Annotated in this window: 12 protein-coding genes and 1 tRNA gene; 7 read left to right on the forward strand and 6 right to left on the reverse strand. The window is 69.9% G+C overall.

The genetic code is table 11. The features are described 5' to 3' along the window. Positions 1-40 precede the first annotated feature (40 nt). On the reverse strand, positions 41-1,255 hold the full coding sequence (locus ABD172_RS04495; protein WP_344307337.1) for a phosphotransferase: 1,215 nt from the start codon (positions 1,253-1,255) through the stop codon (positions 41-43). A gap of 90 nt (positions 1,256-1,345) precedes the next feature. Here ABD172_RS04495 and nudC point away from each other — a divergent pair, with 90 nt between their 5' ends. Further along, positions 1,346-2,332 carry an NAD(+) diphosphatase gene (gene nudC, locus ABD172_RS04500; protein WP_344307338.1) on the forward strand — a complete coding sequence of 329 codons (987 nt, stop codon included), beginning with the start codon at positions 1,346-1,348 and terminating at the stop codon, positions 2,330-2,332. Next, positions 2,329-4,485, forward strand: a complete 2,157-nt coding sequence (locus tag ABD172_RS04505; protein WP_344307340.1) for an ATP-dependent DNA helicase UvrD2 — start codon at positions 2,329-2,331, stop codon at positions 4,483-4,485. The genes nudC and ABD172_RS04505 overlap by 4 nt, the downstream gene beginning before the upstream one ends. A 34-nt stretch (positions 4,486-4,519) precedes the next feature. Here the strand turns inward: ABD172_RS04505 and ABD172_RS04510 are convergent, their stop codons facing one another. Continuing rightward, positions 4,520-5,419 (reverse strand): hypothetical protein, encoded by a 900-nt coding sequence (locus tag ABD172_RS04510; RefSeq protein ID WP_344307341.1) that lies wholly within the window; start codon positions 5,417-5,419, stop codon positions 4,520-4,522. Positions 5,420-6,005: 586 nt separating this feature from the next. Here ABD172_RS04510 and ABD172_RS04515 point away from each other — a divergent pair. Beyond that, positions 6,006-6,578, forward strand: coding sequence for a M48 metallopeptidase family protein (locus ABD172_RS04515; protein WP_344307343.1), 573 nt, complete (start codon positions 6,006-6,008; stop codon positions 6,576-6,578). On the opposite strand, the gene ABD172_RS04520 is transcribed toward ABD172_RS04515, so the two are convergent. Further along, complete coding sequence (locus ABD172_RS04520; protein WP_344307345.1) at positions 6,502-6,942, reverse strand: NUDIX domain-containing protein; 441 nt, start codon at positions 6,940-6,942, stop codon at positions 6,502-6,504. The genes ABD172_RS04515 and ABD172_RS04520 overlap by 77 nt on opposite strands. Further along, positions 6,939-8,417, reverse strand: coding sequence for a zinc-dependent metalloprotease (locus ABD172_RS04525; RefSeq protein WP_344307347.1), 1,479 nt, complete (start codon positions 8,415-8,417; stop codon positions 6,939-6,941). Before ABD172_RS04525 ends, ABD172_RS04520 begins: the two co-directional genes overlap by 4 nt. A 187-nt stretch (positions 8,418-8,604) precedes the next feature. Between ABD172_RS04525 and ABD172_RS04530 the strand changes: the two genes are divergently transcribed. The 4 genes from ABD172_RS04530 (at position 8,605) to ABD172_RS04545 (ending at position 15,305) form a co-directional block, all read left to right on the forward strand. Beyond that, positions 8,605-9,750 (forward strand): YlbL family protein, encoded by a 1,146-nt coding sequence (locus ABD172_RS04530; protein ID WP_344307349.1) that lies wholly within the window; start codon positions 8,605-8,607, stop codon positions 9,748-9,750. Positions 9,751-9,814: 64 nt separating this feature from the next. Then, positions 9,815-12,811, forward strand: a complete 2,997-nt coding sequence (locus tag ABD172_RS04535; RefSeq protein ID WP_425546651.1) for a UPF0182 family membrane protein — start codon at positions 9,815-9,817, stop codon at positions 12,809-12,811. 286 nt (positions 12,812-13,097) lie between these two features. Continuing rightward, positions 13,098-13,171, forward strand: a tRNA-Met gene (locus ABD172_RS04540). 1,582 nt (positions 13,172-14,753) lie between these two features. Continuing rightward, positions 14,754-15,305, forward strand: coding sequence for a YceI family protein (locus ABD172_RS04545; RefSeq protein WP_344307351.1), 552 nt, complete (start codon positions 14,754-14,756; stop codon positions 15,303-15,305). 154 nt (positions 15,306-15,459) lie between these two features. On the opposite strand, the gene ABD172_RS04550 is transcribed toward ABD172_RS04545, so the two are convergent. Next, positions 15,460-16,815 carry an aminotransferase class I/II-fold pyridoxal phosphate-dependent enzyme gene (locus ABD172_RS04550; RefSeq protein ID WP_344307353.1) on the reverse strand — a complete coding sequence of 452 codons (1,356 nt, stop codon included), beginning with the start codon at positions 16,813-16,815 and terminating at the stop codon, positions 15,460-15,462. Further along, a complete protein-coding gene (locus ABD172_RS04555; RefSeq protein ID WP_344307355.1) occupies positions 16,816-17,727 on the reverse strand; it encodes an inositol monophosphatase family protein in 912 nt (303 codons plus the stop codon). Between the last annotated feature and the right edge of the window lie 75 nt (positions 17,728-17,802).

Below are 17,802 nucleotides of genomic sequence, written 5' to 3' on the forward strand. Positions count from 1 at the left end.
GGCGGACCTGCGGCGTCGGATGCCCGGGGAGTGCGGAGGGTCAGCGCTCGATCTGCGTCGTGGGGACCTCGGACGCGGCCTGCTCGTCGACCGGTGCGGAGGGGCGGAAGGCCTTGCGATCCGAGTCGAGGCCGGTTCCGGCGGTGGTCGTCGGCCCCTCGGAAGCGTCCTGCGTCGCGGAGGCACTCTGCGTTCGGGCGCCGGTGCTCGCGCCGGACGGTGCGGTGGGGGCGGGCGGCACCGCACCCGCGGTCGTGCCGTCCGCTGCGGTCGCCGCGGTGCCGCGCGGCGGCGCGGGTGTCCTCGGCTCCGGTTCCGGGTCCACGGCGAGGTCCGCGAGCGAGGCGAGGAGCGCCTCGGCGGAGGCGATGTCCGCGGAGTTCCCGGAGTCACGGGCCTGGAGGAACCAGTCGAGGACCGCGAATTCCGCGAGGAACTCGAGACGGTCCACGAGCCCCGGATCGACCTGCGTGCGGGCCTCGGTGTACGCCCTCATGAAGACCTCGAAGACGTCGGGCCCGAGCATGTCGGAGACCGCGGCGAGGTCGGTCGCGGGATCACCGACGCCGAGCCGGTCGAGGTCGGACACGGACACGATGCGGTCCTTCGCGACGCGGAACGCGTCGACGGACACCGCACCGTGCACCGGGCATGCGAGGAAGTGCCACGAGGAGACGGTCTCGAGCGCGGTCTCCCAACGCTGCAGGAGCGCGGAGGGGACCCGACCGGTGTCCGCCCCGCGGTCGAGCTCCGCGAGCAGGCGGTCGCGTACGGCGGCGGAGTCCCGGACGACGAGTCCTGCGTCGGCGACCGGGCCGGGATCGGCGTCGTGGAGGGCCGCGAGGAACCGCGCGAGGGAGACGACGAGCGCCTCGGACCCGAGGAAGTCCGCGGTCGAGGACGGGGTGCCCGGCAGCGGGTGTGCCACGTGGAGGAGCGGCCGCTCCGACTCCCCGAGTCCGAGGAGGGCGGCCGGAAGAGTCTCCTCGACGACGATCTCCGGGATCGTCACATCGGAGTCCGGCAGGAGCATCCGGAGGACTGCGCTGGAGAGACGTTCGGCGCCGGCCCGGAGCGCCTCGGGGCCGGTGTGGAGGGACGCGACGAATTCCCGATCACCGTCGGTGACGAGAACGCGGTGCCCCCGTTCGTCCGGGAGGGGTGTCCACGCGGTCGGTTCGAAGCCGCCGACGATCCCGGAGACGGCGGCGACGATCCTGAGTCCTGTGGGTCCAGTGGGTCCTGAGATGTGCACGTGAGAAATCTATCGCCCCGCGGCCCGGAAGCCGCGGAACACGTGCGGACCGGCCGGGGTGTGTCAGACCCTGACGCTAGTGTGGAACGCATGATCGATCTTCCGCTCCTGCAGCCGGCGAGCCTGGCCCGCAGCGCCTCGCAGCGCAATCACACGGACCGCGGCCCCGACGCCTCCCTCGAGGTCGTGCTGGCGCGGCCGTGCACCCGGGTGCTCCTGGCCCACCGCGGTTCGCTGCTCGTCGCACGCGGGCACCTCGTCCGGTTCGCGGTGGACGACAGCGCCGGACTCACGGGTACCCGCATCTACCTCGGAAAGGACGCCCAGGACACGGACTTCATCGGTATCGACCTCGACGACGAGGCACGTGCGGAGGTCGACCGCCGGATCGCCGGTGATCTCGACACGGACGCCGAACCCCAGCTCGAGGATCCGGCGACGGGCATCGACGTGTCCGTGCCCACGTGGTTGAACCTCCGCGATGTGGGACTGTCCCTCGACGATCTCGACGTGGGCCTCGCGTGCGAACTCGTCGCCCTCGGCAACTGGCACCGTGCCCACACGCATTCCCCACGGAACGGTCTGCCGACCGAGGTGGTCGCCGGTGGGTGGGTCCGTCGGGAACCGACCACCGGCAGTGAGCACTTCCCCCGCACGGATCCCGCCGTCATCATGGCCGTCGTCCACACGGATCCGGACGGGACCGAGCGCATCCTCCTGGGGAACAACGCGCTGTGGCCGGACCACCGTTTCTCCCTCCTCGCCGGTTTTGTCGAACCGGGGGAGACCCTCGAACGCGCCGTGATCCGCGAGGTCCACGAGGAGGTCGGCGTCGTCTGTCACTCCCCGAAGTACCTCGGTTCGCAACCCTGGCCGTTCCCCTGCTCCCTCATGCTCGGCTTCGTCGCCGAGGCCGAATCCCGTGACACCGACGTCGACGTCGAGGAGATCTCGCACGCCCGGTGGTTCACCCGGGAGGAACTGCGCAGCGAACTCGCCGCCGGCACGATCTGGGTGCCGGGCACCGTGTCGATCGCCGGTCAGATCCTCGAGGCCTGGTTGGGCGCTGATCGATGACCCGTTCCGCCACGGCCCTCGCTCTCCTCGAGGCGCTCGATCCGGAACAACGCGACGTCGCCGAACACCTCCGGGGCCCGATGGTGGTCCTCGCCGGCGCCGGTACCGGCAAGACCCGCGCGATGACGCACCGCATCGCCTACGGCATCGCGACCGGGGAGTTCGGGGTGCACGACGTCCTCGCGCTCACCTTCACCGCGAAGGCGGCAGGGGAGATGCGTGCGCGACTGCGGACACTGGGTGTGCCCGGGGTCCAGGCCCGCACGTTCCATTCGGCGGCGCTCCGTCAGCTGCGGTACTTCTGGCCGCAGATCGGGGAGGGCCCGTTCCCGGAGCTGCTCGGTCACAAGGCCGGGGTCGTCACCCGCGCCATGGTCGAGTCCGGTTTCGAACCCGACCGGGAGACCGTCCGTGACGTCGCCGCGGAGATCGAGTACTCGGCGGTGTCGCTCCTCGGGATCGAGGGGTACCTCGAATCCGCGCACACCCGCGACCTGCCCGAGGGGATCGATGCCGACGGCATGGGTCGGATCATGCGGGCCTATTCGGAAGCGAAGACCCGGCGCCACCTCCTCGACTTCGAGGACGTCCTCCTCGTGCTCGCCGGGACGTTGCGGACGCGGGAGGACATCGCGGCCCAGGTGCACCAGCAGTACCGCCACTTCGTCGTCGACGAGTTCCAGGACGTGTCCCCGCTGCAGTACGACCTGCTGCTGCAATGGTTGGGGAAACGCGATTCGATCTGCGTCGTGGGTGACCCCGCCCAGACGATCTACAGCTTCGCGGGCGCCTCGGACTCGTTCCTCCTCCGCCTCGCGACCCGGTTCCCCGGCACCCGGACCGTCTCGCTCGTGCGCAACTACCGCTCGACGGAACAGATCGTCCAGTCGGCGAACAATCTGCTGTCCCGGACGGGGCCGAATCCGCTCGTCCTCCGGTCGACCGGAAGGGACGGGGCGGAACCGACGTACACGGAGTACCCCGACGACACCGCCGAGGCCGAGGCGGTCGCGACCCGGATCGCCGCGGAGATCACCGCGGGACGCAAACCGGCGGACGTGGCGGTGCTGTTCCGGACGAACGGACAGAGCCGGGCGATCGAGGAAGCACTCTCGGCACGGGGTGTGAGTTACGTACTCCGGGGCGGCGAACGGTTCTTCGCCCGCCGCGAGGTGAAGGAGGCCGTCGCCCTCCTGCGTGCGCAGGCCTCCCGTCGGGAGGTCGGCCCGCTCCACGAGACCGTGGGGGAGATCCTTCTCAATGTCGGATGGTCACCGGAGGCCCCGGCAGGAACCGGTGCGGTCCGTGAAAGGTGGGAGTCGCTGGGCGCCCTCGTCGACCTCGCGGAATCGATGCAGGCGGCCTCGACGATGCCGGTCCCGCTCGAGGCGTTCCTCGACGAACTGGCCGATCGCACGGAGCACCAGTTCGCTCCGCAGATCAACGGGGTGACCCTCGCCTCGGTCCACGCGGCGAAGGGCCTCGAGTGGGAGAGCGTCCACGTCATCGGACTGTCCGAGGGGCTCCTCCCCATCAGTTACGCGAAGACGGCGGCCGAGGTCGCGGAGGAACGACGGCTGTTCTACGTCGCGATCACCCGTGCCCGGACGTCACTGTCCCTCAGCTGGTCGCTCGCCCGGCAGGCCGGACGGCAGTCCCAGCGGCGACCCTCCCGGTTCATCGCCGAGGTCCGGAATCCGCCGCGCACCCGGTCCGGCGGGCGTGGGCAGGACCACGCCACCGGCCGTGGTGCACTGCCCGGCGGCCCCGCTCGTGGTGGGGCGGCGGGCGAACTCACCCGCGTCCGTCGGGCACACGCGGACAACGACCGGGTGCGCAGGCCGCGGCCCCGGTGCCGGACCTGCGGCACCGTGCTCGTGGACGCGGTCGAGATCGCTCTCGGGCGCTGCAGTGCATGCCCGGCGGACATCGACCGCGACCTGCTGCTCGCGCTCATGGCCTGGCGCAAGGAGGTGTCGGCCCGGAGCCAGGCGCCCGCCTTCATCGTGCTCACGAACGCCACACTCAATGCGATCGCCGAACTCCGGCCGAGGACCACCGAGGAGCTCGCCCGGGTCCCCGGGATCGGCGCGCACAAGCTCGACCTCTACGGTGCGGAGATCCTCGCGGTCGTGAACCGACCGCGGGACTGAGAACGGACCGGCGGAACACGCCCGGGCCGGCGGCTCAGGCGCTGCGCTCCGTGATCCCGTGCGTGCCGATGGGGATCCGACAATCGCATTCGGGGTGGAAGGTCGCGGCCCGTTCGGTGACGGACCCGTGCGGGAGCGTGATCTCGAGGTCCACGGGCACGGACGGCGCGTGGACCGCATGGGTGCGCAGGAGCCCGGCGACGTGCGCCATCGCGAGGTGCCCGAGCAACGGGTCGGTGCGGCTGAGCGCGGGTTGCTGCCGCCAGAGGGCACGCCACGTCGACATCCATTCATCGTCCGCGTCGGTGCGGTGGAGGAACCGGCATTTCGTACACGGGGTGACACCCGGGTCGACGACATGCGTGACGGTCGCACGGTGCTGCCCGAGAACGACGTGCAGATGCGGCACGGTGTGCTCGAGCAGGCCACCGGCGGACACGGCGTCCTCGACCCAGACCGAGGTGAGCACGACGAGCGGTGCACGCAGCTCGAACGCGTCCTCCGCCCGTTCGACGGACCGCACCGCGAAACCGACCGCGGTGAGCACGGGGGACAGCGCATGGCGCAGGGGTCCGGTGACGGCGACGTCGGTGGCCCCGAGCGTGCGGGCGACGCGGGTGGGGGAGAGGCCGAGCGCGGAGGCGTACGCGTCGGTGTGCGAGGTCGTGACCTCCGGCCCCTCGTCGTGATGGAGGGGGACGAGCGCCGCCGCTTCGTCGAGGATCGCGAGCAGCGAGCCCGCACGTGCGCGGGGCACGCCGAGATAGGCGGCCCGGTCGAAGAACTCGTCGGTCCCGATCCCCATCCGCACGAGGCCCACGAGCTCGGCGTCCTCCGCGGTCAACCCGTCGACGAGTGCGGGGTCGTCGACCCCGAACTGCACACAGCGCTCACTGCGCCACACCACGGGGACCGATTGGTTGACCTGATACACGGAACGCACCCCTTCCCCGGCGCTCACCCGGTGCCGGTGCGGTCACGCTAATGGGTACGGGGCGCGGGAGGAAGACTTCGGCGGGGGCTGTGGACAACGCGATGCATCCGCGTGTGACGCGGGCGGAGCACGGACCGGGACGGACCGGGGTCCGCCCGCGGCGCACGTACTCCGCCCGGCGAAGCACCCCAGCCGCGTACGAGGATCACAAGCCTTCCCCTTGCCGATGATCCTGCCGTTTTCCGGGGGCTTGATCGTCCAAGCTATGCGGGCGGTCCGGGGCCGTCAACACACAGCGGGATGCACCTGCCGCCGACCTGTGGACAGACTGTTGACCGAGGTGCCGAGACCTGTGGAAGAGAGGCGCGGGACTGTGGAGGAGGGTGTGCGGGATCCCGGCCCCGGACCGCGCAGGATCCGCGGAATCACGGGACCGACGGGCACGGGCGGCCCGTCCACCCGGGTGTGGGCGGAATCGGCAGATGAATTTCTTCGCACGTTCCGTTCCGGTGGACCACTCACCGCCCCGTGCCGTCGTCGCCGGCCGTGTCGGTCGGTGCGCCGGACGCGGTCTACAGTGAACGCCATGAATGCAAGCGACGTCCGGTCCGCGCTCGCCGACGGGCGCATCACGGTGAAGCGTTCCGCCCGCCGGCGGAAGACGATCTCGGTGTCGCTCACTCCGTCCGGTTACGTGCTCTCGGTCCCGGCGCGGTACGACGTCCACACACACGCGGCGGACATCGGGAGGATCATCGCCCGCCTCCGCCGCCGCGCGGACCGCGCCCCGAGGGGGGACGGAGACCTCGAGCGACTGGCGGCCCGGCTCTCGGACACCTATTTCGACGACGGCATCCGGCCGTCCTCGGTCCGCTGGGTGACGAACCAGAACACCCGCTGGGGTTCGACGACGACATCGACGGGGCAGATCCGGCTCTCGCACCGACTGCAGCACGTGCCGTCCTGGGTGCTCGAGGCGGTCCTCGTCCACGAACTCGCACATCTCCGGGTGCCCGATCACGGACCCGAGTTCCGGAGGCTCGTCGCCCGCTGTCCGCGCACCGAGCGCTCGGACGACTTCCTCAGCGGTTTCGCGGCAGGGGAGCGGTTCGCGCAGCACGCGCGAGCAGGGGAAGACGTTCCGGCAGATCCGGCATGATCCCTGCCGGGAGCGCTGCGAGCGGGAACCACCGCACCTCGGACCCCTCGGGTGACTCCGGGGTGCGCGCGACGTCGGCGGTGTAGCCGAAGGCATGATCGACGTGTGTGACGCAGTCACCGAACCCCGGCAGTTCCGTCACCGCGAGCGGAGCCTCCGTGAGGGCCTGCGGATCGTGGAGACCGGCCTCCTCCGCGAGTTCGCGCAGTGCCGCTGCCCGGACGGTGGCGTCACCGGGCTCGGGATGCCCACCGAACTGTCCCCACGCCCCGGAGCGGCGGTGCCGGTGGAGCAGCACCGCGGTGGCCGAGGCGTCGAAGACGAAGACGCTCACCGTCGGGTGGACCGACGGTCGGGCGCTCACCGGTCCCGGTCGTCCGGTCGTCCGGGGTCGTCGCCGTCCTCGGAGGAGTCGTCGGCGGTGGTGTCGGAGCCCTCAGCCGTGGTGTCGGAGCCCTCAGCGGTGGTGTCGGAGCCTTCGGTGGACGACGTGCCGTCGGACAGCCCCTCGGCGAGGATGCGGGAGAGCGCCTCGTCGAGATCGGTGTCCGTGGACCAGTCCTGTGTGCGGCGTTCGCGGTAGCCGAGGGGATCGTCGAGGTCGGCGGTCGTCGGCAGGAGATCGGGGTGCGTGAAGACCGCGTCGCGGGCCTCCGCCCCCTCGGACCGCTCGAGGTACGTGAAGAGTGCCGCCGCGTCGCGCAGCCGGGTGGGGCGCAGCTGGATGCCGAGCAGACCGGCGAAGGTGCGGTCCGCCTCGGATTCGACGACGAGTCGGTTGCGCAGCGCCTCCCGGATCTCGTCCCGGTGGGTGAGCCCCGAGCACGCGGCGTGGGTGACGACGTCGACCCAGCCCTCGACGACCGAGAGGACGTTCGTGAGGGTCTCCTTCGCCTGTTCCTGTGCCTCGGTGGGCTGCGGGGCCAGGAGGCCGGAGCGGATGTCCTCCGAGAGTTTCTCGAGATTGCTCGGGTCGAGGTTCGCCGTGAGGTCCTGGATCCGCGACATGTCGATCTCGACCCCCGCCGCGTACTTCGCGAGCGCGGTCGTCACATGTCCGGCGAGCCAGGGCGACCGGGCGTACAACCACAGATGCGCGAGTTCGCGGACCGCGAGGTAGATCCGCAGTTCGGTCGTCTCCACCCCCATCTCGGCGGCGGCACCGGTGACGTTCGCCTCGACGAGTGCGGGGGTCGTCCCGAGGAGGGGAAGTCCGGTGTCGGTGCCGCCGAGCACCGAGCCGGAGAGTGCACCGAGTGCCTCGCCGAGCTGCATGCCGAACATCGAGTCGCCCATCGCGGCGAACATCTGGCTCGCCCCCTGGAGCATGGGGCGGAGCTCCTCGGGCATCTGCGCTGCCATGTTCTCGTTCATCGCGCCGTTCATGTTCGCCCGGACGGGATCGACGAGCTCCTGCCATCCGGGCAGTGAGCGTTCGACCCAGTCGCGGCGGCTGAGCGCGACGGGTTCGCCGTTGCCGGGCGACACGTCGGTGACCGCCTCGAGCCACAGCTCCGCGAGGCGGAAGGCGTCCGTGGTCGCGCGGCGGACGTCGTCATTCACTGCGGGGTCCGGGGTCGGGATGGTGCGGGTCGCGCTCTGCTTCGCGGTCGCCTCGGCTCCGCCGCCGGCCATCATGCCCTGGAGCTGGGACAGGAGCCCGCCGAGCATCGACGGGTCGAAGGGCAGCCCGCCTCCCTGGCCGCCCGGGGTACCGGACGCACCCGCGCCGCCCTGCGGTCCGAATGCACCGCCGAACTGGCCGTTCGGGCCGAAGAACATTCCGAAGATGTCGCCGAAGGGGTTGTCCTCGGGGTCTTTGTCGTTCTTGTCGGTCATGTGAACCTCCGGGTGGCGGGAACGTGTCCGTTCAGGGTAGCGATCGAAACCGGGAACTCCCTCCGCGCGGCCGGTGTCTCCGGGTGGGTTTCGCGGGAGGCGAAACCCGTGTTCGGCGCCCCTCGGCGCAGGGGGCGGATCCGGGGGAGTGCATTAGACTGTCCGCGACGAACGGAAGGACGCACACGTGACGGATTCGCCCGGAACCGGGACCGCTCCCACGCGACCGGCGAAACGGCGGAAGCGCCCGGTCAACACCGCGGTGCTCTCGGGGGTCCTCACCTATGCGTGCGTGATCGGAGCGGCGCTGCTGCCGGTCCCGTACATGGTCCAGATGCCCGGGCCCGTGGTGAACACCTATGCGGAGGGCGAGGACCTCATCACCATCGAGGGCGCCCCGACCTACCCGACGAGAGGTCAGCTCGATCTCCTCACCGTCGCGGTCGCCGGCGGACCCGACCGCTCCCTCTACGCGTCCCAGATCCTCGGTGCGCTCGTCGACCGGACGGACACCGTGATCCCGCAGGAGATGTACTACCCCCTCGACACGACGCGCGACGAGATCTCCCACGTGAACGCCGCCCAGATGACGAGTTCGCAGGACATGGCGACCGCTGCCGCGCTCACCGAGCTCGGTATGGACGTCGAGGACGTCGTGGTCGTGAATGAGGTCGAACCGGACGGCGCGGCCGCCGAGGCGCTGCGGCCGGGCGATGTGCTCCGGACCCTCGACGGGGCGCCGATCGGCGGTGAACCCGAATCCGGGGCCCAGCGCGTGAGCGCCGCGGCCGCGGAGGGGGAGCCCCTCGTGCTCGGGATCGAACGGGACGGCGTCCGGCAGGACGTCGAGATCGCGCCGACCCTCGTCGATGGGGAGTACCGCATGGGCGTCACCCTCGGTTACGACTTCCTGTTCCCCGTCGAGGTCGAGTTCCACGTCGCCGACGAGATCGGTGGCCCCTCGGCCGGCACGATCTTCGCCCTCGCGATCATCGACGAGCTCACCCCCGGTGACCTGACCGGTGGGGTGCCGATCGCCGGTACCGGTGCGATTTCCGCCGACGGCACGATCTCCCCGATCGGAGGTGCCCGGCAGAAGGTCGCGGCGGCCGCGCATCCCTCGGAGGAACGGGCGGCGGCGCAGTACTTCCTCTCCCCGGCGGCCAACTGTGCGGAGGTGCTCGACGCTGCGTCCGGCATCGACGACCTCACCGTCGTGAGGGTCGATGATCTCGCGTCCGCCCGCGCCTCGGTCGAGGCGATCGGGGAGGGCCACACGGACGACCTGCCCTCGTGCGAGACCGCCGCCGCGGATTCCGGCACCACACGATGACTTTCCGGGCTCGCAGCGCGAGCTCACCCCGGTTCCACCACGAAGCCCTCTCGAAAGGACTCCAGTGACCTTCGCCTCCGCACCTCCCGGCCCGGCCGGGCCCAAGAAGTCGGGACGCCCGTCCCCGCTCATGCTCACGATCGTGAGTGTGGTCGTCCTCGTCGGGCTGTTCGTCGTGTTCTCCCAGATCTACACCGACGTGCTCTGGTTCGACCACCTCGGCGTCCTGTCGGTATTCACCACCGAGTGGGCCACGAAGGGGATCCTCTTCGCCATCGGTTTCCTCGTCATGGCGGTCCCGGTGTGGGCGTGCCTCTTCTTCGCCCACCGGGCCCGGCCGGTGTACGCCCCGGTGACTCCGCGGCAGGAGAATCTCGAGCGTTACCGCGAGGCGTTCGAACCGATCCGCCGGGTCCTCACCTTCGCAGTGCCCGCCGTTCTCGGTTTCCTCGGCGCGGTGGCTCTCTCGGCGGCGTGGCAGGAGGCCCTGCAGTTCGTCAACGCGACCGAGTTCGGGACCACGGACCCGCAGTTCGGGCTCGACATCGGTTTCTACGTCTTCACCCTGCCGATGCTCTCGATCGGACTGGACTTCGTGAGCATGGTCACGCTGCTCACGTTCCTCGCGTCGCTCGTCGCGCACTACCTCTACGGGGGCGTCCGTCCCGGTGAGGAACGCGGGATCGAACTCACGAAGGCCGCACGCATCCAGCTCGCGCTCGCAGCCGCCGTGCTCGTCCTCGTGCAGGCCGGGCGGATCTTCGTCATGCGGTACACGAACCTCACGAACGACACCGGAATCGTCACGGGTGTCACGTACACCGCCGACCACGTGACTCTTCCGGCACTGCTCATCGTGTCCGTCGCCGCGGTGATCGTCGCTCTCGTCGTCGCTGCGAATGCGGTGGCGAACACGTGGAAGCTCTCCCTCGTGTCGGTGGCGATGCTCGCGGTCCTCGGTGCGATCTCGATCGTCGGCATGCCGATCGCGATCCAGCAGTTCCAGGTGCAGCCGTCCGAGCAGAGTCTCGAGGCCGAGTACATCGGTCGGAACATCGAGGCGACCCGGCAGGCGTACGGGATCGACGACGTCGAGGTCATCCCGTACACCCCGACGACGGAGGGCGAGTCCGGTGCGCTCCGGGAGGACGCCCAGACCGCGGCCTCGATCCGCCTCCTCGACCCGAACCTCGTCTCGGACACCTTCCGCCAGCTCCAGCAGCAGCGGTCCTTCTACTCCTTCCCGGAACAGCTCGACGTCGACCGTTACGAGATCGACGGCCAGATGCAGGACACCGTCATCGCCCTGCGCGAGCTCAATCCGGACTCGCAGGCGACCTCGTCCTGGGTCAATCAGGCGATCGTCTACACGCACGGTTTCGGTGTCGTCGCGGCGTACGGCAACCGTCAGGGCAACGACGGGCAGCCGGCGTTCCTCGAGCACAACATCCCGCCCTCGGGCGCGCTGAGCGGACCGGCCGGAGACGGCTACGAGCCGCGTATCTACTTCGGTGAGAACTCCCCGCGGTACTCGATCGTGGGAGCGCCCGAGGGCAGCGACCCCGTCGAGATCGACTACCCGGCCGACGGCGAGGACGGTTCCGGCCAGGTGTACAACACCTATTCCGGTGACGGCGGACCCTCGGTCGGTGACCCCTTCCACCGTCTCCTCTACGCGATCAAGTTCCAGGACGAGCAGATCGTCCTGTCCGAGCAGGTGAACGAGGAGTCCCAGATCCTCTACGACCGGGATCCGCGCGAACGCATCCAGAAGGTCGCGCCCTTCCTCGAGGTCGACGGCGATCCGTACCCGGCGGTCATCGACGGGCGGATCAAGTGGATCGTCGACGCCTACACGACGTCCTCGGACTACCCGTACTCGACTCCGAGTGTTCTCCAGGACGCGACGCAGGACTCGAACACCGAACTCACCGGTTCCGTCGAGGCGCTGCCGCCGGAGGAGGTCAACTACATCCGGAATTCGGTGAAGGTCACGGTCGACGCCTTCGACGGCCAGGTCGATCTCTTCGCCTGGGACGAGGAGGACCCCGTTCTGCAGACCTGGATGAAGATCTTCCCGGACCTCTTCACCCCGGTGTCCGAGATGAGCGGTGAGCTCATGAGCCACGTGCGGTACCCCGAGGACCTCTTCAAGGTGCAGCGCACGCTCCTCACCCGGTACCACGTGAGCGACGCGAATGCGTTCTACACGGGCCAGGACTTCTGGACGACCCCGGCGGACCCGACGACCTCGGGCGAGCAGTCGTTCATGCAGCCGCCGTACTACCTCACGCTGCGGATGCCCGGTCAGGACACCTCGGCGTTCTCGCTCACCTCGTCGTTCATCCCGCGGCCGTCGAACGGGCAGACGCGCAACAACCTCACCGGTTTCCTCGCGGCGAACGCGGACGCCGGCACCGAGGACGGCGTGCCGCACGACGACTACGGCAAGCTGCGACTGCTGCAGCTGCCGCGCAACACGACGTTCCCCGGCCCCGGTCAGGCGCAGAACAACTTCAACACCGAACCGGACATCCAACAGAGCCTCAACCTGCTGCGCCAGGGCGAGTCCCAGGTGGAGAACGGCAACCTCCTCACCCTGCCGGTCGCCGGTGGTCTGCTCTACGTGCAGCCCGTGTACGTCCGCTCCGCGGGCGAGACCTCCTATCCGGTCCTGCAGCGCGTGCTCGTCGCCTTCGGCGAGCAGATCGGCTTCGCGCCGACGCTCGACGAGGCACTGAACCAGGTGTTCGGTGGTGACTCCGGCGCGAGTGCGGGTGACGCGGGTGCTGCGGGCGCCACCGAGGAAGGTGCCTCCGGCAGTGCCGGTACCGACGACGGGACAGCAGCGGTCGACCCGACCGTGGCCGGTGCCCTCGAGGAGGCCCGGACCGCGATGGAGGACTCCGACCAGGCCCTCCGTGACGGGGACTTCGCCGCCTACGGCGAGGCCCAGAACCGGCTCCGTGCCGCGCTCGAGGAAGCGATGGAGGCCGAAGGTGCGACCACCGCGCCCACGGACGCCGCCCCCGCGACCGAGGAGCCGGCCCCGCAGGGCTGATCGTCCGCACCCGGCACCGTCGGTCTTCCGACCCGGTGCCGTCGGCGGGCGGTTCGCCGAGGCGCCGCACAGGATCACCTGTGCGGCGCCTCGCGCGTTTCCGGCGGGTCGGAGCCGACGACGGGATTCGGTGCCCCGCTCGCGCGGCGAGACCCGTGTGCGGTGCGTGGGGCCCGGGCCGGTGGGGTCGTGCGGCCGCAGGCTCGTGACCTGCGGGGATGTCGCACAGATCACGTCCTCGTCATTGGACGGTCACCTGGTGGTCATGTAGTGTTGTATCCGTTGACGCGGGGTGGAGCAGTTCGGTAGCTCGCCGGGCTCATAACCCGGAGGTCGTAGGTTCAAATCCTGCCCCCGCCACGAAATGAAGGGTCCCGATCGAGAAATCGACCGGGACCCTTCGCCATTCCTGGAGCGATCCCGGGCTACAGCAGGAACCCGCGTCGTCCCGGTGAGGGCTAAAGGCCGAAATGTGTGGACAGTCCGGGGTGTGTCACCGTCGTCGTCCGCCCCAGCCTCGTCGGCTCCCGTGACCCGTCTTCCCGACCGGATTCCGCATCGTTCCCCCTGTGGGCGTCGGTGGAGGGAATCAGCTGCGCACTTTCGCACGATTCCCCCGTCAGCTGCGCACTCTGGCACGGTTTCAGGCGGCTGGGTCGTGCCGGATCGCACACGTAACTGCGGGATGGTGCGCGGGGCAGCCCGGTCCGGCCTGTCTTCGGGGTCCTCGTCCCTGCATGAGCCGGGCCGCGCAGCGAGATCGCGGTCGGCTGCGACTGTACGGTTCGGATCGCGATTGACTGCTCGATCTCGCGGTATCCCCACCATCGATCGCGATGCGACCAGCGGCAACCGCGCCCGATTGCGACCTGAGGTGGTCGAAGCAGCGTCGAGCAGTCGACGCCGCTGCCGTGGTGCTCGGTCGGGCTCGGTGTGTACCTCGTCGGAACCACGGGGGTTCCGGCGGTGCGAGGGGCTGCTTCCGGCGCGGCGGCACGTCCCTCTTGGCGGGGCTGATGTCGAGGATCTGGTATCGAACATGCTGACAGGGCATGTTCAGGCGAGTTTTGCCCTGCGAGCCACTGGGCAAGAGGCCAATCCCGTACACACATTTTGAGCATTCACCCCCGTTTCCCCTACGTCGTTGCCGGGCCTTCACGTGCCTCGATCCGAACCTCGATCTGGGTTGTTCAGCCCGGGTGTGTCACCGGTTTCGAGCGACGACCCCTCCTCCGTGATCCCTCTACCGGTTCCGGTTCTCTGTCCCCCTGCCGGTTCCGGTCCTCGCCGAGATCGCGATTCTCTGCTGGTGTGGCGTTCGGATCGCGATCGAATGTGCGATCTCGCCGAAACCCAGCAACCAATTGCGACTTGAAGGTCGTCGACCGCAGCCGATCGCGCACTGAAAGCGGATCATCGTAGGCGATCGCGCACTCGATGACCCGTTCCCGGGGGCGGTTGCCGCAGTCGGCGTCAGTGGGGGACCGATACTCGGCAGGGAGACCGTTCTTCGGCACAGGCACCGGGAATCGGCATGCCCGAGGACGGTCTCCGGGATCAATACCGGTCCCTCGCGCCGACTGGGGAAGGTGGGACGACTGAGATGTCCCTCGGAGACGACCGGGACATTTGTGGCGACAAGGCCACATCGAAACGGCCTCGGGATGCACGGGCAGGCCGTCCTGTGCGCACGTGCCGAGTTCTTCGGCTCGTCACGTGCGATTCCTTGACCGGCCCCGCGGCGGGCGCAAAAGTGGGAAGGGGAGTGCATGTGCTCCCATCCGCCATTTTCTGTGAGAGAGCTGTGAACCCGTCTCACCCGCTTGCGCCTCACTCAAACGTTCAACTAACGTCTCTCATGTAGTTAAAACCTGAACAATCAACGCGGCCGGGTCACCCGGCCGGTACGCGGCCCTCCGGGTCACGACACGAGGAGAGAACCATGACTGCACTTCCCACCGCACTCACCGCCGGCACCTGGAACATCGACGCCCTCCACTCGGAGTTCGGCTTCGTCGCGCGCCACGCAGGCGTCTCCAAGGTCAAGGGCAAGTTCACCGAGATCTCGGGCGCCCTCGAGGTCGGCGAGTCGCTCGAGGACACGAAGGTCGTCGCCAAGGCGGTCGCCTCGTCGATCACGACCGGTAACGAGCAGCGCGACGGCCACCTCCAGTCGGGTGATTTCTTCCTCGCCGAGGAGCACCCGGAGGTCGTCTTCGAGTCCATCGCCTTCGAGAACTGGGACGACGACGAGTTCACGCTCCGCGGCACCCTCACGATGCGCGGTGTCTCCAAGGAGGTCGCCTTCGACGCCGAGTTCAACGGTGTCGCCACCGGCCCCGACGGCAGCCTCATGGCCGGCTTCTCCGCCGAGACCACGATCAACCGCAAGGACTTCGGCATGACCTTCCACGCCGTCCTCGGCGGTGGCGAGCTCCTCGTGTCCGACAAGGTCAAGCTCCACATCGAGATCGAGGCCATCAAGGCCGACTGATCGTCCGGCCGGGTCGGCTCCACCTACCGCGGTCGCCACGGAGCGCGGAGCGGACGACCCACGGCGGACGGCCCCGGATCCTCCCGTACAGGAGGATCCGGGGCCGTCCGCGTGTGCGGAGAGCTGTCGCCGTGGCCGCACGCCTCGGGCAGGCTCAGTCGGTTGCGTCTCCGGCGAGGGACCGACCGAACCTGCGGATCGCCGCCGCCGCGCGTTCGACGTCCTCGGGGGCCTTGCAGAACGAGTACCGGATCGTCGAGGCGTAGTGCGCGGCCGCGGGGGATCCCGTCCGGCACAGTCCGGACACGGGGATGCCGGTGAAGCCGTACTCCGCGGTGAGGTGCGCATTGAGCGCGAAGGCGTCCGGTCCCGCTCCGTCCCGGCCCGGCCCACCGTGCTCCACAGCCGGCCCGGGCACCTCGGCGAAATCGACGAGGGCGAAGTACCCTGCACCGGGCCGATGGATCCGCGCTCCGGGCACTTCCGCGAGTGCGTCGAGCAGGACATCACGACGCGCTGCGAGGGAATCCCGGTTCTGTGCGCCGAAGTCGGTGTGTGCGGTGAGCGCCCGGGCGATAGCCGGTTGGAACGGGCCGCTGCCGACGAAGGTGAGGAACTGCTTGACCGCCTGGATCGCCTCCCGGACCTCGGGAGCGGCGATGCACCACCCGACCTTCCACCCGGTGGTGTTGAACGTCTTCCCTGCGGACGACACCGTGACGATCCGGCCCGGATCGTCGACGAGCGCCGCGAGCGAGAGATGCTCCCGGCCGTCGAACACGAGGTACTCGTACACCTCGTCCGTGACGATCCAGGCGTCCGTGGAGACGGCGCCGGCGTGGATCCGCAGGAGATCCTCGCGCCCGAGCACCATGCCGGTCGGGTTGTGCGGGGAGTTCACGATCATGAGATCCACCCCTGCCGCGATCCGGGCGTCGAACACGTCCCAGTCGGGAGCGAAGCCCTCGGGCGTCGGCAGGACGGGAACCGTGACGATCTCCGCGCCGGCCGCCGCGACGGCGGCGGCATAGCCGTCGTAGAACGGTTCGAACAACAGCGCGGTGCCCCCGCGGGGCAGGAGGGCCAGGACCGCGGCCGTGAGGGCCTCCGTGGCGCCGACCGTGACGAGCACCTGCTCGGGCGTCACGTGATGCCCGTGCTCCTTCGCCCGCTGGGTGACGACGGCTTCGCGCAGCGCGGGGAGCCCCTGCGCGGGAGGGTACTGATTCATCCCGGAGCGCATCGCCTCGGCGGCCGCCTCGACGAGGAATCCCGGGGTGTCCGTGCCGGGTGCGCCCTGCCCGAGGTTCACGGCGCCGTGCGTCGCGGCGAGGGCGGTCATCTGACCGAAGATCGTCTCCCCGACGGTGCCGTCGGCGGCGACGAGGCCCGCGGCGTCCGCCATGGCGTGCCACAACGGTGCACGGAGGACGTCCGGGTGCCCGCCCGCCGAGGGGGTGGTTCCGGCGGTACCGGGGGAGCGGGGATCGAGGGGAGCGGAGGGGATCATCTACATGTACTCCAGAACGGTGGGGTGCAGGTGGGAATTCGTGGCGACGGCATGGGCGCCGAAGGGGCCGGGGACCCCGTCGAGGTCGGTGAAGGTGCCACCGGCCTCGCGGACGATCGGGACGAGCGCGGCCATGTCGTAGAGCGCGAGTTCGGGTTCGCACGCCACGTCCACGGTGCCCTCGGCCACGAGCATGTACGACCAGAAATCGCCGTACGCGCGGGTGCGCCAGACCGCGTCGGTGAGCTCGAGGAAGCGTTCGCGGGTGCCGCGTTCACGCCAGCCGCTGAGCGAGGAGAACGACAGGGAGGCATCACCGAGGGCCCGGACGGCGGAGGTGCGGAGCCGTTCCGGCACCGGGTCCGCCGCCCGGCCCTCCTGTTCCGCAGTGGCCCCGCCGAGGCGCCCCGCGGTCACGACCCGCCAGGCGCCCCGGCCCGTGGCGGCGTACCACCGGCGCCCGAGCGCCGGGGCGCTCACGACGCCGACGAGCGGCTCCTCGCCGTCGTAGAGCGCGATGAGGGTCGCGTACACGGGCACGCCGCGGACGAAGTTCTTCGTCCCGTCGATGGGGTCGACGATCCACCGACGGCCGGTCTGCGTCCCGCGGGTGCCGAACTCCTCGCCGAGGAAGCCGTCGTCGGGGCGGGCGGACGCGAGCAGTCCCGAGAGCATCTCCTCGACGGCGCGGTCGATGTCGGTGACGGGGGTGAGGTCGGGTTTGGACTCGACCGCGAAATCGTGGGCGGCGAACGCGGGGAGGGTGAGGGCGTCCGCGCGATCGGCGAGGGCGAGGGCGAGGGCGAGGTCGTCGAGCACCGCGAGTCGGACGTCCTCGGTGGGGGCCGCCCCGCGGGTCGGCCCGCCGGAGGACGGCGTGCCGGGGGCGGGTGACGGAGAGGAAGTGGTCATGGCTCCCCAGCCTAGTCGCGCGGCGGATGGCGGCGGCGCGGTTCCGTCATCCGACCGTCACGGTGTCGGGAGGAA

This window comes from Brevibacterium samyangense (assembly GCF_039529845.1).
Lineage (GTDB): Bacteria > Actinomycetota > Actinomycetes > Actinomycetales > Brevibacteriaceae > Brevibacterium > Brevibacterium samyangense.